Source organism: Ktedonobacter racemifer DSM 44963, assembly GCF_000178855.1.
Taxonomy (GTDB): Bacteria; Chloroflexota; Ktedonobacteria; order Ktedonobacterales; family Ktedonobacteraceae; genus Ktedonobacter; species Ktedonobacter racemifer.
In genome coordinates this window covers 1,779,734-1,802,786 of the sequence record NZ_ADVG01000004.1, presented here as the reverse complement: position 1 = coordinate 1,802,786, position 23,053 = coordinate 1,779,734, and the positions used below count along the sequence as shown (strand labels likewise).

General features: G+C 54.3%; 19 protein-coding genes and 2 pseudogenes. 15 read left to right on the top strand and 6 right to left on the bottom strand.

The features are described from left to right. Positions 1-158 precede the first annotated feature (158 nt). Positions 159-1,457 carry an RNA-guided endonuclease IscB gene (gene iscB / locus KRAC_RS49520; protein WP_007920271.1) on the top strand — a complete coding sequence of 433 codons (1,299 nt, stop codon included), beginning with the start codon at positions 159-161 and terminating at the stop codon, positions 1,455-1,457. After that, positions 1,373-1,768, top strand: coding sequence for an IS200/IS605 family transposase (tnpA, locus tag KRAC_RS49515; protein WP_040447421.1), 396 nt, complete (start codon positions 1,373-1,375; stop codon positions 1,766-1,768). Before iscB ends, tnpA begins: the two co-directional genes overlap by 85 nt. Before the next feature lie 122 nt (positions 1,769-1,890). Here the strand turns inward: tnpA and ggt are convergent, their stop codons facing one another. After that, positions 1,891-3,513, bottom strand: a complete 1,623-nt coding sequence (ggt, locus tag KRAC_RS49510; RefSeq protein WP_007920269.1) for a gamma-glutamyltransferase — start codon at positions 3,511-3,513, stop codon at positions 1,891-1,893. Positions 3,514-4,120: 607 nt separating this feature from the next. Between ggt and KRAC_RS49505 the strand changes: the two genes are divergently transcribed. From KRAC_RS49505 to KRAC_RS49495, 3 genes are all read left to right on the top strand, one after another. Continuing rightward, the gene (locus KRAC_RS49505) at positions 4,121-5,677 is read left to right on the top strand and encodes an ABC transporter substrate-binding protein (RefSeq protein WP_040448234.1); all 1,557 of its coding nucleotides are present in this window, start codon (positions 4,121-4,123) and stop codon (positions 5,675-5,677) included. A gap of 88 nt (positions 5,678-5,765) precedes the next feature. Beyond that, positions 5,766-6,716, top strand: coding sequence for an ABC transporter permease (locus KRAC_RS49500; RefSeq protein WP_157508024.1), 951 nt, complete (start codon positions 5,766-5,768; stop codon positions 6,714-6,716). 25 nt (positions 6,717-6,741) lie between these two features. After that, positions 6,742-7,662, top strand: coding sequence for an ABC transporter permease (locus KRAC_RS49495; RefSeq protein ID WP_007920262.1), 921 nt, complete (start codon positions 6,742-6,744; stop codon positions 7,660-7,662). A gap of 3 nt (positions 7,663-7,665) precedes the next feature. Here KRAC_RS49495 and KRAC_RS72960 read toward each other — a convergent pair whose 3' ends face one another. Next, positions 7,666-7,839 carry a hypothetical protein gene (locus KRAC_RS72960; RefSeq protein WP_157508020.1) on the bottom strand — a complete coding sequence of 58 codons (174 nt, stop codon included), beginning with the start codon at positions 7,837-7,839 and terminating at the stop codon, positions 7,666-7,668. Positions 7,840-7,962: 123 nt separating this feature from the next. Continuing rightward, the gene (locus tag KRAC_RS49490; protein ID WP_007920261.1) at positions 7,963-8,529 is read right to left on the bottom strand and encodes a GNAT family N-acetyltransferase; all 567 of its coding nucleotides are present in this window, start codon (positions 8,527-8,529) and stop codon (positions 7,963-7,965) included. Positions 8,530-8,697: 168 nt separating this feature from the next. On the opposite strand from KRAC_RS49490, the pseudogene KRAC_RS49485 reads away from it, so the two are divergent. Further along, positions 8,698-10,231: pseudogene (locus KRAC_RS49485) on the top strand (IS1182 family transposase). 74 nt (positions 10,232-10,305) lie between these two features. On the opposite strand, the gene KRAC_RS49480 reads toward KRAC_RS49485, so the two are convergent. Then, positions 10,306-11,499, bottom strand: coding sequence for an NAD(P)/FAD-dependent oxidoreductase (locus KRAC_RS49480; RefSeq protein ID WP_007920259.1), 1,194 nt, complete (start codon positions 11,497-11,499; stop codon positions 10,306-10,308). 425 nt (positions 11,500-11,924) lie between these two features. Between KRAC_RS49480 and KRAC_RS49475 the strand changes: the two genes are divergently transcribed. Further along, on the top strand, positions 11,925-13,955 hold the full coding sequence (locus KRAC_RS49475) for a phospholipase C/P1 nuclease family protein (RefSeq protein ID WP_007920257.1): 2,031 nt from the start codon (positions 11,925-11,927) through the stop codon (positions 13,953-13,955). On the opposite strand, the gene KRAC_RS72955 is transcribed toward KRAC_RS49475, so the two are convergent. Beyond that, positions 13,934-15,069 (bottom strand): IS630 family transposase gene (locus KRAC_RS72955; protein WP_157507867.1). Its coding sequence is split into 2 segments (ribosomal slippage): positions 13,934-14,640 and positions 14,640-15,069, totalling 1,137 coding nucleotides; the frame shifts between segments, so codons are not numbered across the junction. The genes KRAC_RS49475 and KRAC_RS72955 overlap by 22 nt on opposite strands. 109 nt (positions 15,070-15,178) lie before the next feature. Here KRAC_RS72955 and KRAC_RS49460 point away from each other — a divergent pair. The 8 genes and pseudogenes from KRAC_RS49460 (at position 15,179) to KRAC_RS49430 (ending at position 21,721) form a co-directional block, all read left to right on the top strand. Continuing rightward, positions 15,179-15,406, top strand: a complete 228-nt coding sequence (locus tag KRAC_RS49460) for a hypothetical protein (protein ID WP_169461048.1) — start codon at positions 15,179-15,181, stop codon at positions 15,404-15,406. Positions 15,407-16,054: 648 nt separating this feature from the next. Then, positions 16,055-16,663 carry an IS607 family transposase gene (locus KRAC_RS49455; RefSeq protein WP_007918819.1) on the top strand — a complete coding sequence of 203 codons (609 nt, stop codon included), beginning with the start codon at positions 16,055-16,057 and terminating at the stop codon, positions 16,661-16,663. Then, complete coding sequence (locus KRAC_RS49450) at positions 16,632-18,083, top strand: RNA-guided endonuclease TnpB family protein (RefSeq protein WP_040441717.1); 1,452 nt, start codon at positions 16,632-16,634, stop codon at positions 18,081-18,083. Before KRAC_RS49455 ends, KRAC_RS49450 begins: the two co-directional genes overlap by 32 nt. A gap of 259 nt (positions 18,084-18,342) precedes the next feature. Then, positions 18,343-18,987, top strand: a complete 645-nt coding sequence (locus KRAC_RS49445; RefSeq protein ID WP_211221479.1) for a hypothetical protein — start codon at positions 18,343-18,345, stop codon at positions 18,985-18,987. A gap of 50 nt (positions 18,988-19,037) precedes the next feature. After that, positions 19,038-19,640, top strand: coding sequence for an IS607 family transposase (locus tag KRAC_RS49440; protein ID WP_007920251.1), 603 nt, complete (start codon positions 19,038-19,040; stop codon positions 19,638-19,640). Between the two features lie 35 nt (positions 19,641-19,675). After that, positions 19,676-20,701 (top strand): annotated as a pseudogene (locus KRAC_RS64110) (RNA-guided endonuclease InsQ/TnpB family protein); the annotation flags it as partial. After that, positions 20,688-21,095 carry a zinc ribbon domain-containing protein gene (locus KRAC_RS77430; RefSeq protein WP_338010166.1) on the top strand — a complete coding sequence of 136 codons (408 nt, stop codon included), beginning with the start codon at positions 20,688-20,690 and terminating at the stop codon, positions 21,093-21,095. The pseudogene KRAC_RS64110 and the gene KRAC_RS77430, both read left to right, overlap by 14 nt. A gap of 59 nt (positions 21,096-21,154) precedes the next feature. Continuing rightward, positions 21,155-21,721 (top strand): hypothetical protein, encoded by a 567-nt coding sequence (locus KRAC_RS49430; RefSeq protein ID WP_040447419.1) that lies wholly within the window; start codon positions 21,155-21,157, stop codon positions 21,719-21,721. 159 nt (positions 21,722-21,880) lie between these two features. Here the strand turns inward: KRAC_RS49430 and KRAC_RS49425 are convergent, their stop codons facing one another. Further along, positions 21,881-23,035: a leucine-rich repeat domain-containing protein gene (locus tag KRAC_RS49425; RefSeq protein WP_007920243.1), complete on the bottom strand. Its 1,155-nt coding sequence runs from the start codon at positions 23,033-23,035 to the stop codon at positions 21,881-21,883. Between the last annotated feature and the right edge of the window lie 18 nt (positions 23,036-23,053).

Below are 23,053 nucleotides of genomic sequence, written 5' to 3'. Positions count from 1 at the left end.
TCGCTGAGGGTTAAGTAGGCTTGAGGAAAGGGCCGGTGCTCTCAGCGCAAAAAGCCTTTTGAACACTGTCGAGATGAAGCCGGATTCCCTTCGTGGTCACAGCGAAGGGATACGCACCACCCGGCGCTTGCCGGAGCATTTTCCGAAAGGAGTTTTCTATGAACGTCGTCTACGTCCTCTCGCCGGAGAGAACACCATTAATGCCCTGTCAACCTGCCATTGCGAGGTTGTTGCTGAAACAAGGAAAAGCAAAGGTGAGGCATCGAACGCCCTTTACGATTCAGCTTCTCGCACAGCCAGAGCACGTGTACACACAACCGCTGACCCATGGCGTTGATACGGGAAGTTCCATAATCGGATCAGCCGTGGCTAATGAGCATGGACACGTCGTGTATCTTTCGGAAGTCGAGATACGCAATGATATTGCAAACACTATGAAGGAACGAGCGAGAGCACGCCGCAATCGTCGTCAACGCAAGACACGCTATCGCCCTGCTCGCTGGCTCAATCGCAAGAAATCGATCAAAACTGGACGCTTCTCGCCCACCATGAGAAGCAAGATTGATACTCATCTGCGAGAAATTCGCTTTATACGGTCCTTGCTGCCCATCACGTCTACGATACTAGAAACAGGCTCATTTGATCCTTATGCACTCAGAAATCCTGAAGTCCTGCAAAAGAAGTGGCTCTACCAGAGGGGCATCAACTACGGTTTTGCCAATACCAAAGCCTATGTGCTCACACGAGACGGCTACCTCTGTCAGCAGTGCAAAGGGAAGTCAAAGGACCGACGGCTTGAAGTTCACCACATCATCTTCAGAAGTCGAAATGGAAGCGATGAGGAAGCGAATTTACTCACTCTCTGCAAAACTTGTCATGATGGACTCCATGCAGGCACCATCACCCTGAAACTCACAGGCAAGAAAAAGGGAACCTTGCAACATGCGACCCAGATGAATAGCATCCGCATTCAGTTACTCAAGCGTGTTGAGGCAGAGGAAACCTGGGGCTTTGTCACCAAAGAGCATCGTCTTCTGGTAGGACTCCCCAAAGAGCATATCTTTGATGCAGCCGTGATTGCAACACGAGGAGTGAAGCCAACCTTCTATACCACGAGCGTGCTCTCAAAACACTGTGTGTCAGATGGAGATTACAAACAAACGAAAGGAAAACACGGTCAACAACGAGTGAACACAGGTAAGATCATGGGATTTCGCAAGTTTGATAAGGTGTACTATTTGGGGAAGGAGTACTTTATCAAGGGGAGAATGTCTACCGGCTACGCGATCCTCATGGACATTGACGGCAACAAAATTGAGTTCAAACCACTTCCCAAGTTTGACAAAATGAAGAGAGTAAGTGCACGTTCATCATGGATGATGAAACAAAGAACCACGCCAAATCCCTCATTCTCTATCACCTCATCTTTGTCTGCAAGTGCGGGAAAAAACGTTTGATGCGCTCTGGAGATGAGACAAAAAGGATATTCGAGGTCATTGCAACACAATCAGACGTTTCCTTTGAGACGATGGAGGTGGACAAGGATCATATTCACTGCCTAGTAAAAAGCGAACCGAGGATAGCACCACTCGCGATAGTACGAAGGTTAAAGCAAGAATCGACTCTTCAGCTTTGGCAGATGCACGAAGATGAATTGAGAAGACACTTTTGGAAGGAAAGGACATTCTGGAGCGATGGATACTTCTGCCGTACCGTTGGCGATGCAAGTCAGGGAACAAGACGCCAGTACATTGAGGATCAAGGGTGAGGTGCGGCAATTCATCCACGAAGCTGAAGACTTCGCGGTTTTCTTGCCGCCTTTCCTATAAAAAATGGATACAAGCAGGGTGCCTTCCCTTGTAGGAAGGCACCCTGCTTGTATCCATCATCTTACCAGCCAGCCGCGATGCCTTCGGCGCGGGGATCTGAGCCCCCCTGCATAACGCCGGTGGCGGGATCGAAGATGATACCCTGGGCATAGCCCATGGTCGTGAGCCATGGCTTGCCCTCCTGTACCTCGTGTCCCAGGCTGCGCAGAGTATCGACCGTCTCGCTCGGGAAGCGGTTCTCCAGCAGCAGCGTCTCGCCGCCAGTGCCATGGATGGCACCATGGACCCAGCGCGGCATCTCAATGGCCTGCTGCATATTCAGGCCATAGCGGGCAAGGGCCGTGTAGACCTGGAGGTGCGTCTGAGGCTGACCATCGCCGCCCATGCTGCCAAAGACGATAGCAGGTCGCCCCTCGCGTAGGGCCATGGAGGGAATGAGCGTATGCAATGTACGCTTCCCAGGCGCCAGGGCATTGGCGGCAGACGGGTCCAGCGAGAAATACGCGCCCCGATTTTGCAGCACAATTCCCGTATCATCCACGACCACGCCACTGCCAAAGCCCATATAGTTGCTCTGAATAAGCGAGACCACGTTGCCCTCGCGATCCGCCGCGCAGAGATAGACGGTGTCACCCGTAAAGCCGCCGGGCGCGATAGAAGCCTGTGCGCGCTGGGGATCGATCAGCGCACGTCTGCTTGCCAAGTAATTGGCTTCAATAAGAGAGGCAGGATCGACGCGCATGTGTCCGAGATCAGTCAGGTAGGCCTGGCGATCAGCGAAGGCCAGTTTCTTGGCCTCAACCGCCAGGTGAACCGTTTCGGCGGAGAGAGGAGAGGCCCCGAGAGGGAGCTGATCCAGCATGCCCAGCATTTGCAGGGCCGTCACCCCCTGGGTATTGGGAGGAAGTTCATAGATATCCATGCCCGCGAAAGGCACGCTCAAGGGCGTCACCCAATCGCTGCGATGGGCTGCCAGGTCCTCACGCGTAATCAAGCCACCCTCGCGAGCGAAGAAGCTGGCAATTTGCTCGGCAATGGCACCCTGGTAGAAGGCCTCTGGCCCCTCTTTAGCAATGGTGCGTAGCGTCCGCGCCAGCGTGGGGAAACGCATGATCGACCCGTGAGCGGGTACGCTACCGTCAGGGAGAAAATGGGTATGCCAGGAACGGTGAATGTCGGGCCTGGCGCTAGCATTGGTCAGGGCCGTGTGCAGGTCGGGTCCAATGGCAAAGCCTTCTTCCGCGTAGGAGATCGCGGGCGCCAGGGACGCGCCTAATCCCAGGCGGCCAAAGCGTTGCGCGGCCTCACCCCAGCCACTGGCACAGCCAGGCACAGTGACGGAGTGAATACCAAACACTGGCATGCGCTCATACCCCAGCTCATGATAGCGCTCAATGGTCGCGGTCCCAGCCGAGCGACCACTCCCATTTAAGCCGTAGAGCTTTCCACTAGCGCCTTCATGGATAAGCATAAATACATCGCCGCCCAAACCACATACAAAGGGATAGACGACCTGGAGCATGGCGCTCGCCGCGATGGCGGCATCAATCGCGTTGCCACCTGCCTTGAGGAGATCTAACCCGGCTTCCGCTGCCAGATAGTGCGGGGCCGCAACCATACCCCGCCGGGCCAGGGTAGCCGGACGATGTTGAGGAAATGTCTGTGCTCCTGCTGTGAGGGCCAAGAGAAACCTCCTTTTACCACAAGCAATGCAAGACGCATTGAGATTACAAATATGCTGCTACTTAAGCAGGAATTTACCGAAGTATATCACATTCTCGTAGCAAGCAACCATTCTTTATTACTTTACAACCATTCTTTATTACTTTATATATAGGGAAAGCTCTGCATTAAGTCTTTACAAAAAAAGCTTGACAAAGGTCAATTTGATATTATATTGTTATTAACAAGCAAGTTGCATTTGCCTTTCTATCCTATTCCCCAGGCAAAAATTGTCAAATAAAATCTGACTCACTTGCTTCCTTCAGGTTATCTACTATTACATAAACTGACAACGTTTTTTTGAGGTAACAACGCGGTTCCTCTTGTTATCATGTATTCTCAGCGTCTGCAACGCTTCGCATACTGGTGAGTGTGGTCACTGACTGGCTCCGCCAGTCAGCGACCACACTCACCAGTATGCATAGGTGAACCATGCAGTGGTGAGAAGTTTTGAGAAGATAGCGTATCTTTCTTTAGCGTATCTTTTGAAGATAGCGTATCTTTCTTTATTTAGTGGTCCGAAAGGAAGGAACCAAGCCATGAGACATTCTTTTTGGCGAAGAGGAGGCATGGGTCAGCCAAGGCTGCTCCTGACATTTTCTCTGCTCTTGAGCGCCCTGGCGCTGCTACTAGCAGCCTGTGGCGGCGACACCACGTCTAGCACTCAGAGCAAGACTGGTGGTAACCTGGCCGTCGGCTTAAACACAGATGTTGTAACGCTTGATCCAGTCAAATCGACGGCCCTTGTTGACCGACAGGTAATGCTGAATATTTATGACACCCTGGTTCACGTCAATGAGCAGAATGCACTCGTCCCTGACCTGGCGACCTCCTGGTCGTATTCCTCGCCCACACAACTGGTGTTTACCCTGCGCACCGATGTAAAGTTCCAGGATGGCACACCTTTCAACGCGGATGCGGTCGTATTTAACATCAATCGTATTCTATCCAATCAATCATCGCCCCGTTATAGCGAGCTTTCAAGCGTCAAGTCGGTACAGACCCAGGATGCTTCACACGTAGTCTTCAACCTCAAGAAAGCCTTTTCGCCCTTGCTCGCAACCCTGAGCGACCGCGCTGGCATGATCTTATCGCCAACGGCGGTTCAAAAACTGGGCGCGAACCTGGCAAATGCTCCTACCAATGCTGGCAGCGGGCCATTTACGTTTGGCGAATGGGCCAAAGGGGACCATCTCACGATCAAGAAGAACTCCTCTTACTGGCAAAAGGATGGTCAGGGGAAGGCGCTGCCCTACCTGGATACTGTACGTTATCGTCCCATCACCAATGGCAGCCTGCGCTTCTCCAACCTGCAAACCGGGACCATTAATCTCGCGGACGGGCTTGACCCGAACGATATCTCGTCGGCCAAATCCAACCCCGACCTGACCTATAAACAGGCACCAGCCTTGAGCTTCTTCGGCTTTATGCTCAACACAAAGGTCGCGCCCCTGGATAATCTCGATGTGCGCCAGGCTATCGAGTGGGGCGTTAACCGCCAGGAGATTCTGGATACCGTGCTCAAGGGCAATGGTGTTCTGTCAAGTGGCCCCATTCCACCGACTAGCTGGGCCTATGACAAAAACTTCAAGCCCTACACCTACGATATTAGCAAAGCGAAAGCCGCTCTGGCCAAAGCGGGAAAGACCAGCATCACCTTTACCCTGCTCGTCCCCAGTGGCTCGCCGCTCAATACACAGGAGGCACAGTTTATTCAATCCGAACTGCAACCAGCCGGGATTACCGTAAACATCAAACAGGAGACCTTTGCCACCATTTTGAGCGACACCAGCGCCCATAACTTCCAGGCAGCGCTGATTGGATGGAGCGGTCGCCCCGATCCAGATGGCAACCTGTACTCGTGGTTCCATACAGGTGGCGGCAATAATAATATGCAGTACTCCAATCCCCAGACAGATCTCCTGCTGGAAAAGGCACGCGCCTCCAGCGATCAGCAAGAGCGCGCGACAGACTACCAGCAGGCGCAACAACTGATCTTGCAGGATGCCTCGTACATCTTTATCAACCACGGAGTCTCAGTCCAGGCAACGACCACCAGCGTCAAGAACTTCACGATTCTGCCAACAGGCATTTACAACTTTGCGACAGTAACCCTGGCCTCATAGGAACCTATTGAGTATGGCTGCCTGCTGGCGAAGCCAGCCAGACAGCCATACTCAATATATAACCTCAAAACTAGTGAAGGAGTACAATGTGGCCCGTTATATCGCACAACGCTTGCTTTTTATGCTTCCTGTAGCGTTGCTGGTCAGCTTTATGACTTTTATGACTATTCACCTTGTTCCGGGCGACCCGGCGCGCGTGCTGCTCGGTGAGGAGGCCACACCCCAGACCATCGCCGCCCTGCACCAGCAATTAGGGTTAGATAAATCGCTGCCTGAACAGTTTGGCACCTGGCTCTGGCAAGCTTTTCATGGCAACCTGGGGCAATCGATCCAGCTCCAACAGCCGGTACTACAGTCGATCTGGCAACGGCTTCCCGCCAGCGCGGAACTGGGCATTAGCGCGCTGCTCTTCTCCCTGCTGCTGGCCTTTCCCCTGGGCGTCTATGCCGCCACGCACCGCAATACCTGGATCGATTGGCTCGTCAATATCGTCAGCTTGCTTGGCACGGCTACCCCTGCCTTCGTCCTGGGCTTGTTTCTCTTGCTCTTATTTGCCGTAAACCTGCGCATCTTTCCTCCAGGTGGCTATATCTCCTTTCAAGAGGACCCGGCAGGCAACCTACGCTACCTTATTTTACCTATGATAACGCTGGGCGCTGGATCTATCGCGGTCAATATGCGCCAGATCAGGGCCAGCATGATCGAGGTATTGAGCCAGGACTATGTGCGTACCGCGCGCGCCAAGGGCCTGAGAGAGCGCACAATACTCTATACCCATGCCTTGCGCAACGCCATCATCCCCGTGCTCACGATTATAGGCTTACAGGTAGGCGCGATTCTGGCGGGTACCTTCGCCATAGAGACTATTTTTCTCTGGCCTGGTATTGGTCAACTGGCTGTGACCAGCATCCTCTCCAAGGACTACCCGGTCGTTCAAGGAGTTGTGCTACTCTCTGCCCTTTCGTATATGGCAGCCAATTTGCTCGTCGATGTCGGCTACGCGGTCCTTGACCCGCGCATAGGCTTTGAGGCGAAGTGAGTGTTGCATGCAAGGAGAGAAATATATGAGTGTACAAACAAGCCTGGAGAGCGAGACGCAGGCTGACCCACCCGGCAAGAGAGAGAAAGCTGGTTCGGGTTTAAAGCAATTGCTGTACGCCCTGCGGCAAGATCCCCGCTGGTGGTGTGGCCTAATCCTGCTCCTCTTCATCCTGATAGCCATCTTCGCACCCATCCTTAGCCCTTATTCTCCAATAATCTATAATCCCACGCACACCGCCCAGGGACCCAGCGGTGCGCATCTGCTTGGCACAGATGAGCTTGGCCGGGATCAGCTCAGCCGTATCTTCTATGGCACGCGTATCTCACTCTCGGTCGCAGCGATTACGATTCTGCTGGGAGGCGTCTGTGGCACCATTCTTGGCGTCCTCGCCGCCTATAATAGGGGCTGGGTCGACCAGGTTATTACCATGCTGGTAGATGCCTTACTCGCCTTTCCATCGCTGGTCCTGGCCCTGGCCCTGGTTACCGCGCTAGGACCCAGCCTGATCAACCTGGTCATCGCACTGGCCGTGGTACGTATCCCTATCTACGCTCGTATCGCCCGGGGTCAAACGCTCCAGATAGCGGCCCAGGACTACGTCACCGCCGCGCGTGTGAGCGGTACCAGGACCTGGAAGATCCTGGCGCGCCACATCATTCCCAATATTTTTAGCCCTCTGTTGGTCCAGGCCACGCTCTCCATCTCCTTCGCCATTCTGGACGAATCGGTGCTGAGCTTTCTGGGACTCGGTGTACAACCGCCCACGCCCGAATGGGGTGCGATGGTCAGCGAGGCCCAGCCCTTTCTGCGCACCGATCCCTGGATGATGCTTGGGCCTGCCCTGACCATCGTGATTGTGCTCATCAGTCTCAATCTCTTTGGCGATGCCATACGCGATCACCTCGATCCACGCACAAGCACACGGCGGCTAGAGCGGCTCTAAACCTTATGAAGCGCTACTGGCGACAAGGTCGGCGAGGCGATCTACCTGGTCGAGATCAGCGAGGCAGGGCCAGAGACAGAGCTCATCCACAACCTTGTCGCTAAAGCCTTTGATCGTTGCCTCCACAGCCTCGGGCGTTGAGGAGGCCAATTGAATAATCTCTAGAGAGCCGGTCAAGTAATCGGAACTTTTCGAGAGACACTGTTAGAAAGAAACCATGCGTCGCAGCCGCACCACCCGGCATGGAACTGAGGATGAGACGACAAAAAGCTCTTACTATCCAGGAGTTCCAGACGAGATTTACACTGATCCGTGCCATTCATCTTTGAGCAACCCAAAGTAGTGTTGATCTTCGAAACGACCTTGGAAGGAGTAGCGCTGGCGCAAGTTTCCCTCATAGGTAAAGCCGAGCTTCAGCAACAGGCTTTTCGATCGCTCATTGGCAATATCGATGATGGCCTCAACACGGTGGAGTCCCAATTCTGCAAACCCATAGGTCAGAATGGAAGACATTGCCTCGATCATAATGCCTTGGCCCCAAAAAGCACGATTGAGGATATAGCCGGTTTCAGCGCGATAAAAGTCGGTGTCGAAGTGATGGAAACCGCACGAACCGATCACCTGATCTTCGCCTGTGAGTGTGATACCCCAGCGGATAGCCTCGCGCTGAACAAAACGTGCCTGTGTTTGTTCAATCGCTTGACGCGTGTCGTCTAAAGATCGATGCGGCTCACCATAGAACTGCATAGTCTCCTCGTCAGAAAATGGGGCAAAGAATGCCTCTGCATCAGAGGGCTGGATTTGCCGAAGCTGCAAGCGGTTGGTGGCGAGGGATGGAAAGTGGGTGAAAGCTGTATCGATGGTCATACAAAAGCTCCTCTGTGAAAGCAAGCTGTTTTGTTCCTATCGTATCATATTTGCCCAGCTTTTGTTCTCCAGAGGGAGCGGATGCGCATGATGAGATTGACAGAGCCACCTGGGAGTGATTAGCTCAAGAAAAAGGATCGAGCCTTACAATGGACCAGGAGGCAGAGCATGCAACCAGTGACGTGGATTCCCCCAATCGAGTTAAGCCAACAAGAAGAGCAAATTGTGAAGAGAATTCGGAAAGCGAAGCTGTTTATCTTTTTGCGTCAGCACCGACATGAATTATTTGATGAAGCGTTTCAGCAGGAATTGGCAAGTCTGTATCGCAAAGCAGAACGAGGACAACCACCCGTCACCCCGGCGATCCTGGCGCTGGCGCTCATCCTGGAAGCGTATATGGGGGTGTCAGATGATGAAGTGATCGAGGCGACCGTGATGGATCGGCGCTGGCAGTTGGTGCTAGATTGTCTGGATACCGAACAAGCTCCGTTCAGCAAAGGGACATTGGTAGCCTTCCGCCAGCGACTCATTGAGGCGCAAATGGATCGACGGCTGATTGAACGAACTGGTCTCAGATTGCTGGCCAAAGCCAAGCGTTTGGGGCACGAGCCCTGCGAGCAGCTCTGGATAGCAGTCCGTTATGGGGAGCTGGTCGAGTCGAAGATACGTACAATTTAGTGGGCCACGCGCTCAAAAAGGTCATGCGTGTGGTGGCCGATCAGCAGGGGCGGGAGCTGGTCGAGGTCGCCCAAGAGGCGGGAGCCGACATGGTGGGTACGACAAGTCTGAAGGTGGCTCTTGATCGGGATTGGGACAAGGTTGGGCAACGAGAAGAGGCATTGGGCCTGGTCTTGAACGTACTGCAGGCGGTAGAGACCTGGGTGCAAACACTGAAACAGGAAGAAGCGATCCTGGCTCAACCGTTCTTGAAGATTGCGAAGCCCGGTGAAAGAGCAAGATGTACACATCGATGACAAAGGAAAAGCAAGCCTGATCAAAGGCGTCGCCAAAGATCGGCGCATCAGCGTAGAAGACGTCGAGATGCGACATGGGCGCAAAAGCCGGAGTGTGCGCGTCGATGGATACAAACGCCATGTGCTCCACGATTTAGATACTGGTTTCATCCGTGCGGTGGGCATCACGCCTGCCAATGTGGCAGAAGCGAGCGTGACGAAAGATATTGGCGCTGATCTGGAGCAGCAAGGCGTGCATTTAACGGAACTCCACATCGACCGGGGCTATTTGAGTAGCCATTTTGTGCGGGAACGCAGTGACGAACTCGAAATCTATTGCAAAGCCTGGCCTGTCCGCGAGGGGAAGCACTTCTCGAAACAGGCATTTACCCTGGATTGGGACCGGCAGAGCATTCGCTGTCCAGCAGAACAGGAGATGCCCTTTGTCCCCGGTGGGGTTGTGCATTTTCCCAAAGAAACCTGCGCTCAGTGTCCCTTGAAAGCGCAATGCACGACTAGCGCGAACGGGCGCAGTGTGAGTATTCATCCCGACGAAGCCTTGCTCACCGAGTTACGAGAGCGTCAGCAGACTCCACAAGGGCGTACTCACCTGCGTGAACGAGTGGCAGTTGAGCATACCCTGGCCCATGTTGGTCGGTGGCAAGGACGACGGGCGCGCTATCGTCCACAATTTACATGTTCTGGCTCGTTCCCAACAACTCTCTGCTGAGTTTCAGGAGGCTGCGTGATTTCTCGACCGGTTCTCTAGCTGCTCATCAAAGCGTTGCCCAGCTCATGAAAAGGCACGGTACTACTATTACTATCACTCGCCTTTGTAGCGTGATGCTTCCTTCTTTCCAGTATGCCAGGAGACATCGCGCCAGTGGAATTTAGGCAACCAGCGATTCGGCTTTCCTTCAACAGCATCGGCGATCAATTCACCTAATACCGGCGCAAATTTGAACCCATGCCCACTGTCTCCTGTCGCTATGGTGAGGCCTGCGCATTGAGGGTGACGATCAATCCAGAAGTCGCCATCGGGCGTGTCAACGTAGAGGCAACGGCGGGTACTCACGATAGGCGCGTCTTGTAGTGCGGGGAAAGTAGCAGTCAGGAACGTCCGTAACTGTTCTATATCACTGCTGGTCACGACTCGCTCATCTTGCTCAGGATGAAGCACCTGCCCTACTCCGTGATTACCTATTTTGATCACTCCTTCACGTGGATGAAGAGGGAAGCCATACCAGCCAGTGCGACCAATATCGGCAGTAAAAACGACAAAATCTGGTGAGGTAAAAAGATTGGGATTGGTTGGCTTGAGGTGAAATACGGGATGTCCAGTTGCCTTCACGAAGGGAGTTAGGTCTGGAACAAGGAGAGAGGACCATGCTCCAGAGGCAACTACAACATGCTCAGCGTAAAAGTTATTTCCAGCATAAGTGCGCACACCCCGCACATGTTGATTCTCTTTGAGCAAGGCTTCGACCTTTTGGCCTGGATACAGGCCGATCCCTTGTGTCTGGGCAAGCCGGGCCAGGGCAGCTATCACACGACCACTTTCCGCATAGCCTCCCTGGGCATGAAAGAAACCATCGACGAAAGCCCCAGCTTTCCAGGCCGGAAAGCGCTGTGTGATAGTATCCTCTGTGAGACGCTCAGGAGTATGCCCCCGTTTGCATAGCAGATGATAACTTTCGTACTCGAACTCGTCAGGGGACATAGGTGCGCGCGTCAACATGGTTACGCCGACGTTATGGAAGAGCGTATCACCTAACATCTCATTCCATTGTAGCCAGCCCTGGTATGCCTGTTCCGCCAGTTCCATATATGCTTCATCCGAACCATATTCCATACGCACAATTTTGCTAATGTCTGTAGAAGCGGCTAAGGGATGTGGCAGAGGGCCGGGGTCAATAACAGCAACACGATATCCACGTGCCTTCATTTCCAGGGCAGTCGTCAGGCCAAAAACGCCAGCACCGACCACAAGAAGATCATATGCATTCTCTGTGAGCATCTACAAATCCTATCCATAGTGAATGGGAGCGCGTCCTTGAATGCGCTCCTGTTGCTATTCCCCATTCCCAAAGTATAGCATAGCTTTTTCTCATGCTGAGGAAACAGTATATGTGGAGAAATGAAAGAGAGCAACAGTCCTTTTATCCGCATCCATATGAGCATCGCTGTTTCAAGGGCCGGTATTCATTGACAGGTTGCTTGCCCCCTGGCTCCCGCCTCATATTAATAAACCTGTGAGACACGTTGCGGCGAGAAGACTTAAAGAGACACGAAAAGAGAATCATTTCAGCGTCTTATTTAGAGTAATACGCTCATGAATTCAATTGAGTGCCAAACATACAAAAGAATTCAATCGCATTTTATGGTTACTCAAATTATGTCGCCAACGTGGGCGGCTTGTTGTTTGCTTGAGAGGAGAAAGCCTTGACACACCCAAGCCATGCTGGCAGAAACTTCAGGTCGCTGTCTGTGCGCGACCTGCTGGATGCGCGGGATGCCTATCATGTACACCTGGCAAACCTGGAGAATGTGGTCGCGACCGCCATTGGCCTTTACCGCATTCGCCAGGACGATCCCGACGCACACACACCTGTAAAGCAAACAGAATGGCGCCACCGTCATCAATCTCCCAAGCGCACGCTGGAGAATACCATCGTCCAATCCTGGTCCTGGCCCTGCGTGCTCGTCTTCGTTAAAGAATGGCAGACCCAACAAGCCTTGATCGAGTCGGACCCGGACCAGGTGGTGCCACGCTTCCTCTATCTCCCAGATGGCCGTATTGTTCCCACCTGCGTGATCCTGGCTCCGGAGCAGCAGGAGGCGCCTCCACCCCTACGAGATGTAGCCTTCCCTCATGACATGCTTGGAGGAGGCTATCCACTCGTGACCGATACACAGGGACATGAGCACATAGGTTCAGCTGGTTGCCTGGTTACAGACGGCAATAACATCTATGTCCTGACCAATCAGCATGTGAGTGGAGAGCCGGGCAATACCGTCTACACCATTTCTAATGGACAACGGCAGGCAATTGGCCAGGCAATTACAAATCAGTTGCGCAAAAGGAGCTTCGCGGAGGTTTATCCCAACTGGTCCGGAACAAATGCCTACCTCAACCTGGACGCGGGGCTTATTCGTATCGAGGATCTCAGCAAGTGGACAGCGCAGATCTTTGGCCTGGGCGAGCTGGGTGCGCCCGTGAATCTGAATCCTGAGAATATCTCCCTGGACCTCATCGGCCTCCCCGTCTGCGCGCATGGCGCGGCTTCAGGCAAGATGTATGGTGAGATCCAGGCCCTCTTCTACCGCTACTGCTCCATGGGAGGCTTTGACTATGTCAGTGAGCTTCTGATCGGCTCCCGTCCGGGACAGCCAGCCCTCCAGACTATGCCTGGCGATTCAGGAACCATCTGGTGTCTTGATCCTGATCACGCTCCGGGGCAACAGAAATCAGGAGGTAGCACCGTCAAGGCACCTACCCTCCTGCGTCCCCTGGCGCTTCAATGGGGCGGGCATATAGTTCAGAAGGCACAGGGGAGCACGCAACTTCGCTTCGCCCTGGCAGGTTGCCTGAGCATTGTATGCCATGAACTAGATGTGGACCTTGTCACTAGCTGGAATACGGGGCATCGCGAATACTGGGGCGAGGTTGGCCATTATAAAATCGCAAGCAGCGCCTGCGACATCCTCCAATCACCCAACCTCAAGACACTGATGAGTAATAATAAAGACGCCATCGCCTTCGGAGATGATCAACTGGTACAGGGGACAACCCATATTCATGGTAGTGGGCAGTTTGTGCCCCTGGCCGACGTGGCTGACCTGGTATGGAGGACGACGCGACCGCAGGACGAATCCAACCACTTCGCCGACATGGACCAGCCTGGACAGGGGACCTTTGACGGGCAAACGTTGCTCGATCTGTGCCAGGACGAACGCAACGTCAGTATCGCGCTCTGGAACAACTTCTATGACGCACTCAATATGGATACCAAGCGCGGGGCCTTACCCTTCCGCGTCTGGCAGATGTACGATGAGATGGTGGCGGCCTTAAAGCAACAGGACGTCGCGAGCTTTGTCTGTATTGCAGGCACAATGGCCCACTATGTGGGCGACGCCTGCCAGCCACTGCATGTCTCCTATCTGCATCATGGACACCCAGATCAGCCATCTGAGCATGGCGTACACAGCGCCTACGAGACGGCCATGGTCAATCGCTTCACCGCCGAGATTGTGGATGGCGTCAACCAAAAATTAGCGGGTATCACGCTCAATCCACCCATTACCGGGGGGAAGCAAGCGGCGCTAGCTGTTATCGCCATGATGCACCACAGCCTCCAGTTCTTACCGCCCGAGACTATTATTGCCGCCTACAACACCGGGAGCCAGATGCACAATAGTCTGAACTACATGTGGCAGCAGCTAGTATTCTGTCATGCTTCAATGGATGGGTAAAGACGCTTGAGCTTGATGCGCGCATCAGCCGTGGTAAAGCGCCAGTTGATGGTCACTTTTGCCTGGTTGCGCTCCTGCTGCCAAGCATCCACCTGAGCAGTAAGCGCCTGCATGTTGGGAAAGCGATCGGACAAGCATTGCCGTGCGAGAACGGACAGTTCGATCTCGGCCATATTCAGCCAACTCCCATGCTTGGGCGTGTAATGGATCTCCAGTTTTTCGGTCAGCCGTCGAGCTTCTGCGGGCTCAAAGACCTCGTAAAACGAGGAAGGCGTATGCGTGTTGAGATTGTCCATCACGAGCACAATTTTTTCGGCATGGGGGTAGTGAAGGTCAATCACATCACGCAGAAACAGCGCCCAGTCCTTTTTGGTTCGCCGCTTGCTCACGCGCACCTGGCACGCTCCCGTTTCCGGCTCCATGGCGAGAAACACGCTACACACTCCTTTGCGTTCATATTCGTCATCGACGCGCTCTGGCTCGCCGGCTTCCATCGGGATCGGCTTGCGCGTGTGAGCCAGCACTTGTTTGCTTCCCTCATCCATACACATCTTCGGCACCCGCGGATCATAGGGACGCTGGTACACTTCCAGCACATCCTCCATGTGATACACACATTCCGCATTCGCTTCTGGCGGAATGCAGAAAGGCTTTTTTCGCCACGGTTTCAGTTCATTTTTTTTAGTGTGACCCAGACGGTATTGTGGCTGATCTGATCAATGTACCCCAGTTGCACCAACTTCTCGGCGAGCATCCGCATCGTCCAACGCTTTTGTCCCCCTTCCGTCTGGCTACAGGCCAGCGTGACCAGGCGTGCTTCCAGTTCTCCATCCATTTTCCGCTTCTGGGGCCGTTCCGGCTGTGGACGCCGCACCAGAGCATCCAACAGCCCTCCCTCAACAAAGCGTTTGCGCACCCGTTCTACTGTGGCCCTTCCGACTGAGAGCGCTTCGGCGATCTGCTCATCTGTCCACCCTGGCCCTCCCTCTGCCTGATCGGCTTTCAGTAAAATTCTCGCGTGTGTCTGACTGCGCGCTGTTGCCTTCCCTCCTGTCAGCAGGCTTTCGAGCATCTGGCGTTGCTGGGCATCTAACTGGACGCTATACTTCTTCATGGAGCCTCCTTGAATGGATCTGTTTCGTTTGTCCTTCAAGGATACTCCATCTTTTTCAGCTCATCAAATCAAGGATGACAGAGTACTAGGCGAGCAGACTATACAATTGATGGCTGATGGAGCACAGTGCCTGGCCTCCATCTGGGAGTCGGCCTGGCGCGAAGCTACAGGCGAACAAAGCATTCCCGGTACGGCTCTGACAGCCATCCCAACCAGGCAGCTACAGCAACTATATTCCCAGCCTAGTCTCGCGCCCTCCTACCAGTTCCAGGACCCTCGCTTCGCTCAGGAGCTGGGCACAACGCCAGCAGACACGACAAGCCAGGTCCCTGCTTAGCAGGCGCGAGCGCGAAAAACAAACATCGGCGCGCCATGAACGGCGCGCCTCGTCATTTCAGGCTGAACATTGCTGTAATTTTATGCATATTCTGGCACCTGTTCTTACTTATATCGTGGCAATGCCTTGACGCTAGAAGCGGCTTTACACTGACGAGTTAATAGCTGTTCTGTAGCAGGTTCTGACAGCGATTCTGATTCGTGAAGCAATTCGTGGCAGTGAGTCATTTTGGTGCTCTTGCGAGACTTTCGGCGCTCCTGCCTCTGCTTTTCGCGGCCAACATATGCTACACATGGACATCACATGGTTCACAGAGCAAGAGCTTGGCTGCTTTCCCACGCGGCTCGCGAGCGCGCACAGCGGGAATGCTGCGCATCGACTCAAAATGACACTGTGAAGGATATCGTGGCTCTTATGCATCAGAGCGATCGTAACGTTTTTCAGACGATGCCATGCTATACTCAACGCAGTTACCGTCTACGTTCGGCTGGATAGAGCGATTGCTAGCCATAGCCGTGTTCAACAGGAGATGATTATGACGGCTGCACTCGATAGCTCTGTGCGCAAGGTATCCATTTTGTATAAGCAACCATCACAAAGTATCATCATCTCTTGCATATCTCAAGCAGATAGAGTATACTTGGATGTATGAAGTTATCGAGTTATGCCAAGAAGATTGGGATCAGTTATAACAGCGCCTGGCGTATGTGGAAACGCGGCCAGATTCCCGGCTATCAATTGCCCACCGGCACCGTGATCATTGATCCGCCAGAGCTTCGCTCGGTTCCGGTCCACGCCGTCGCTGTGTATGCTCGTGTTTCAAGCAGCGAAAACAAAGACAATCTGGAAAGGCAAGCCGAGCGGCTGGTGACCTGGTGCAATGCCCAAGGCTGGTCGGTCAGCAAAGTCGTCAAAGAGTGCGGCAGTGGCATCAACGATCAGCGGCCCAAGTTTCTGGCGCTGCTGGCAGATCCCAAAATCGGGCAGATCGTGGTTGAACACAAAGATCGCGCTTCTCGCTTTGGCGTGGCCTATATTCAGACCTTGTTGGCTATGCAAGGACGGAAACTGGTCATCGTCAACACCGCTGATACCGCCGACGATGATCTCATGGGCGATTTTATCAGCATCATTCCCTCGTTTTGCGCTCGTCTTTATGGTCGCAGACAAGCCAAACGCAAGACGGAACAAGTGCTAGCGGCTTTGCAGCAGAATGGACCCGCCTGTGAGCAAGAAGCCCCAAAAAGCCTCGCTTGATGAGAAAAAAAAGCGCAAGCGCAAAAAGAAGACGAAGCAGACCATCACTCGAGCGGTGACCCATATCCGTCTCATTGAGGCCAATCCTGGCAAACTTGAGGCGCTCGATCAGCTTGTGGCGGTTTACTTGCCGCTGTGCCAACAGTACACCACCCTGTTTTGCGAGGCCGAGACAAGCCCGGACAAGTACCAAGAAACCGTCTTCAAAACCGATCTTTCCGACCGCTTGCATCGAGTGGCAATACAGCAAGCCGCAGGCATTGCCAAAAGCGTTCGCACGAATCGAGCGAACGCCTATCAGGCGTACCTGGAAGATGTGGCTGATTACGCTCAGGCCAAGGCTCAGGCGGAAGGCCGGATGTCCGCCTTCAAACGCCGCGAACCGACCTGGACCGAATGGGATCTCCCTGTGCTGCGTGTGCCAGTCATCCAAGCCAATGTCAACGTGGTGGTGCTCGAGAAGTCGGAGGACTCCACGTTCGACTACTGGCTGCGCGTGTCCACCTTAGATGTCGGGAATCCGCTTCGAGTCCCAGTCAAACTCGCCTCCTATCACAAACGAGCACTCGAAGGCCGCACGCTCAATGCATCCACAACACTTCACAAGCGCAATGGAGTCTGGTGGCTGACGCTCTCCTTTGACGAGGACGTTCCTCTTCAAACCAAGCCTGACGCCCCTACAGTAGGCGTCGATGTGGGCATTGCCCATTTCCTCACGACCTCCACCAATAAAGCGTATGGCAGTTTTCATGGCAAGATGGCCCGACAGCACAAGCACGATCGGGAAAAGCGTCGCCGCAAGGCGAAACTGCGAGCCTGTCTGGAAAAGAAAGGCGTCCCAAAGGGCAAGCTTCCTTCGACAAGTTCTGAAACGTCGCAACGCTTGAGCCGTCACGTCAAGCAAGAGATCAACCGGGCGGTCAATGCGTTGGTCAAAGATCATCGAGATGCCAGACTCATTTATGAGGACCTCAATGTGGCCTCGATGCGCTTCAAAGCAAGGGTGATGAACAGTTATCTGTATGCTTCTCACCTGGGGCATATCCCAGAGCAGCTGGCCTGGGCCGCCGCCAAACAGGGCATGGCAGCCCACACGGTCCGAGCCGCCTATTCCTCTCAGGAATGCCCCCGCTGCCATTATGTCGATCGCGCTAATCGGCCGAACCAGAAAACCTTCAAGTGCCTGGTCTGTGGTTACGCAGACCAGGCCGACCGCAAAGCCGCACAGACGCTCGCGGGACGCTGGGGGGATCGGAAACTGGCGGCATGTCGCTCGACCTCGGAGGTCAAGGCGCTCCTCATGACGCGGCATGAAGCGTGGAAACAGCAGAATCAGCAGAGGATCCAGGATGCCGGGCCTCCCGTCCAGTTGAGCTTCTGGGATCCCCCAGAGATGTTCCTGGAATCATCTCACGAGTGAACATCTCTCAGTAGAGAGAGGTGCATAGGATGCTCGTAGTGCATCCTCCCGCCTAGTCCGCTGTTTGGTAAACAGGCGTAGGTTAAAGTGAGAAGGATAATCATTGCAATAGATGGTTATGCTTTGATCAACTATTAGATACCCCCTATCGTCCAGGCACAGTTCGGCTCATGACGATTGGCTTTCTCATCTATACGCTGCTCATCCTGGCTGGCCATCTCATTGGGTTCCCGCTGGGCTACACCTACTTGCACACGGTTTGCCTCGATGGGTGTGCGCTCACCCCGGCAATGTGCGCGCCCTGGAGCAGTTGGGCCTCTCCATCCCGTCCTATGCTACCCTCTATACGGTGATCCAGGTGCTCTATATCCTGGTCAGTGTCGGGATCGCGCTGCTCATCGTCTTCAAGAAGCCTGGCCAATGGGTCCCATTGGGCATGAGTGCTTTTCTCGTCGGTTTATCGGCCTATGAGGGAGCCGACTATCCAGCCCTTGCTGCTGCTTATCCTGTCCTGTATACACCCACACAATTCTTGATCGGTCTGGGAATGGGCCTGCTCGGCATGTACGCGCTCGTTACCTTTCCCAATGGCCGATTTGGCTCTCGTTGGGTGCTCGGGTTTTATCTGGTCAACTGCCTGGTCGTCGTGCTCTCTGCCTTCCTCACAACTCCGGTCTTTGCCTTGATCAATACGGTGTTCACCATGCTCAGCTTTCCTCTTCTGGTGGGAATCCTGATCTATCGCTCCCGCCGCCTCTTGACCGCCCGTGAGCAAGCTGCTACCAAGTGGATTATTGCGAGTTTGAGCCTCTTCATCCTCTTCCTTCTCCTGTTTTTTTCCCTTATCCCTGCTTTCGCCCCAGCAGACGCGCCCGCCTTGCTCATTATCAATATCGCGGGGTAAAAAAATATATTTAGAGTACATTGACTAATATGGATATTTCATGGTAATCTATGGACATGAAGTTAAGTCAGTATGCCAAAAAAGCTGGAGTCACCTATAAAACCGCCTGGCGGTGGTATAAAGCCGGGACCCTCGATGCCTACCAAACGCCCACAGGGACGGTGATCGTGCGCGATCCGGTGGCGGAGAAGCCCGAGACGGGGCGCATCGCCTTGTATGCGCGCGTGTCCTCTGCTGATCAAAAAAGCGATCTCGAGCGCCAGGTGCAACGCCTGCACGACTACGCGGCGGCCCGTGGCTACCCAGTGGCCAAAGAAGTCGTCGAAATTGCATCGGGCCTCAACGACAACCGCCCGAAATTCCTCAAGCTGCTGGCCGACCCAAGTATTGGCACCATTCTTGTCGAACACCGCGATCGTGGCACCCGTTTTGGGTGGAGGTATCTCACAACGCTGCTCCAAGCCCAGGGACGCCGCATCGAAGCCATCTTTCCCCATGAGACGCAGGACGATCTCGTCGATGACGTTGTCAGCCTCATTACCAGTATGGCGGCCCGGATGTACGGCAGGCGCGGCTCTCGGCACAGAGCCGAACGCATCAAGCAGTGCGTGGAATCTCTCATGAAAGAGGAGCGGACCGAGGAGTGCGTTTGATGAGGCGTTCTTAAGATGCAGGCAGGACCGGATCGATGCTGATTACACGCGGCTATCGCACGCAATTAGATCTCAATCACCAACAAATCACCCTCTGCAAACAGCATGCAGGCGCAGTGCGCTGGTCCTGGAATTGGGGGCTCAGACGCAAGCAAGAGGTCTATCAGCAGGAGAAACGCTGGATCAGCGCGATGGAACTGCACCGGGAACTGAACACGCTCAAGCAAACCGAGATTCCCTGGATGTACGAGGTGTCAAAAGCCGCGCCGCAGGAGGCGTTACGCGATCTGGATCAAGCCTACAGGAACTTTTTCCGCCGCTGTGGCCTCAAGAAAGAAGGCAAGTGGAAGGGCAAGCCGGGGTTCCCCAAGCCCAAGACCAAACGGAAAGGAGTGGGCAGTTTCCGACTGACAGGCAGCATTCATATTTACGAGCAAGCCATTGAACTGCCGCGCTTCGGACGGCTGCGCCTGCACGAGTGTGGCTATCTGCCTACCAGCGGCGTCGCTGTGCTCTCGGCCACGGTCAGTGAAGAGGCAGGGCGCTGGTTTGTCTCGGTGCAGGTGAGTGAGCAGGTGCCCGATCCCCCACAGGCAGCTGGTCCGCCGATCGGCGTGGATACCGGGATCAAAACCCTGGCTCAATGCTCCGATGGGCGTGCCATTGCCAACCCCAAAGCCCTCACATCCGAACTCAAGCGGATCAAGCGGCTGCATCGCTGGCTCTCCCGGAAACAGAAAGGGAGCAAGAACCGCGCCAAAGCCCGTCAAAAATTAGCGCGCAAGTATGCCCGCGTCTCTCATGTGCGCGAGGATGCCCTCCACAAAGGCACGAGCCAGCTCACCCGCGCCCAACTTCCGCCAGAAGAACGTGAAATCCGCAAAGCTGAGATTGCTGCTACGTTGTCAGAGCCGAAAGCCAAGGTGAAGCCAAAGCGTGGCAAGCGATCAAAGAAGGAGCCGCCCCCAGAACCCCTGCTGAAAACCATTGCGAACAAGGTCAAAGCCAAGCAGATGAAAAAACTGCTGCGCCAGGCTCGCATCTCGGATGCCCAGAGGCGTCCTGCCGTGGTCGTGCTTGAAGATCTCAATGTGGCAGGGATGCGCACTGAACCACAAGCTGGCTCTGGCAATCAGCGATGTCGGATTAGGCGAGTTCAAGCGGCAAATGGGCTACAAAACGTTCTGGCAAGGAGAAAACCTGCTGTGGGCAGATCGCTGGTTTGCTTCCACCAAACTGTGCTCTGGCTGCAACCATATCAAAGAAGAGATAGACCTTTCAGAGCGCATCTATGTCTGCGAGCATCCGGCCTGTGGGCTGGTGATCGATCGCGACCTCAATGCCGCGCTGAACCTGGCAGCGCTGGCGATCTTGTATCTGAGCGGCCAGCCAGGTCCCTACCGGGAGTTCCTCGGGAAGGGTGAAACGCCTGTCGGAGAGGGCAGCTCTGGCTGATCCGTCGTAAGATGGTTCAGTGAAACTGCCCTCGGTGAAGCAGGAACCGATCCGGGTGAATGTGGCTTGTCCATATTTGTCCAAGTGTCGGAGAACGGTTCTTTGGCTGTGGCATCAATATTGCGGGGTTCCTGATGGCTGTCTTGTACGCCAATGCCTTCGACATCGATGTCTTTGTCAGGCGTACGCTGGTCTATACGCTGCTCACCGCCACTCTGGCTGCGGTGTATGTGGGCCTGATCCTCGGCTCACAGTTTGCGTTCGCGTCCTTCAGCCCGCAGGCAGCGCAGTCTCCACTCATTCTGGTTGGCTCGACTCTCGTCATTTTCATTCTCTTCCAACCGCTGCGCCATGGCATTCAACGGAACATTGACCGGCGCTTCTATCGCAGCAGATATGATGCTGCCAGGACCGTGGAAGCCTTTAGTGCGAATCTGCGCCAAGAGGTGAACCTGGATCAGCTCTGCGAGCAGTTGCTGGCCGCGGTGCAAGAGACCATGCAGCCGACCTCGCTCTCTTTATGGATCTGCCCATCGGAGCAGCGGAAAGCCGAAAGCGCGACCAGGGAAGAATATCTTTCACCTCGAGAAGAGCAGTCAGGCGCAGACCACTGCCACTCGCAGTAAACGTGTCGCATCTCGCGCAGAAGCTCAGTTCATGAGTTATCTCCCCATCCCACCAGAAGAGCTTTTTATAACGCCTGTCGAGGGACTCCTCGACAAGTTGAAGATCAAGTTGTCCGACGTTCGTTAGCGGAGCGCAAGCAGTCCATGCAAGCATGAAGCCTACAATAGCACTGTGCATCCTCGCTGTTCAAGTTGGTCAAGCCAGGTGGGGAGCGGGGAGAGCTTTAGCCATCTCAGGTCTAGCTTCTCCAGGTGCTGGAGTCTCTGCAAACCTGGGGGGAGAGTGGTCAACCTGTTCGCACGCAGGTCGAGCGCACGCAGCTTAGCCAGATTATCAAGAGAGGCAGGTAAGGAGGCGAGAAGATTATTGCGCAGGTCTAAGGAGGTAAGATTAGCCAGCTCGCCAAGGTAGGTGGGGAGTCGCGCGAGCCGATTATTGGCGAGGCGTAGCTCCCTCAGCTGCTTTAGCTTGCCCAGGGAGTCTGGCAGCGTCTCCAGACGATTGTTCATCGCATGCAGCTCGCGTAAAGCTGCTAGATTGCCAAGCTCTTCGGGCAAGGTTGCCAGTTGATTGTTATAGATCCTTAGCTCTTTGAGGTTGGTCAGGCAGCCAAGGCTGCGCGGGAGTTCTGTGAGCTGGTTATCGGTGATATTAAGATATGCAAGCTGGGTAAGATGCGCAAAAAGTGACTCAGAGAGGGTTGTCAGGCGATTGTTGCTGAGGTAGAGGTAATGCGTCAAGTTCGTCAACTGACCAAGCGACTCAGGAAGGGTCGTAAGTTGGTTATGGCCTGCGTCCAGCATTTGCAGTTGCGTCAGCTGGCCAATGCGCTCAGAGAGAGACGAAAGCTGGTTCTCCGCGAGATTCAAGGCCTGGAGCCGTCCTAATTCCCATAATGACTCGGGGAGAGAGGTGAGCTGGTTCTTGCCAACGCTAAAGTCGCGCAACCCTTGCAGTCGCCCAATGTCAGCGGGCAAGTTGGTAAGCCGATTTTTATAAAGGCGAAGCGTCTCCAGGCGCGGAAGATGGTAGAGAGAGGAGGGCAGAACACTCAGGCGATTCATATCGACATGTAGCGCGCGCAGGTTCACCAGCTTGCCCAGGACATGAGGCAGCGTAGTGATCTGGTTATCGTCCAGGTACAGCTCCTGCAACTGCTCCAGGCTACCAAGCTCTTCGGGCAGAGCCGTCAACCTATTACCAGTGAGGTCTAAGACTCGAAGCGAGCTCAGTTGATGCAGGGATAGGGATGTAGGAAGCGCAGTAAGGCCACGATAGCGCAGTGATAGCCTGGTTACCTCGCCATTCTCCACAACTGACCTCCGTTCTCA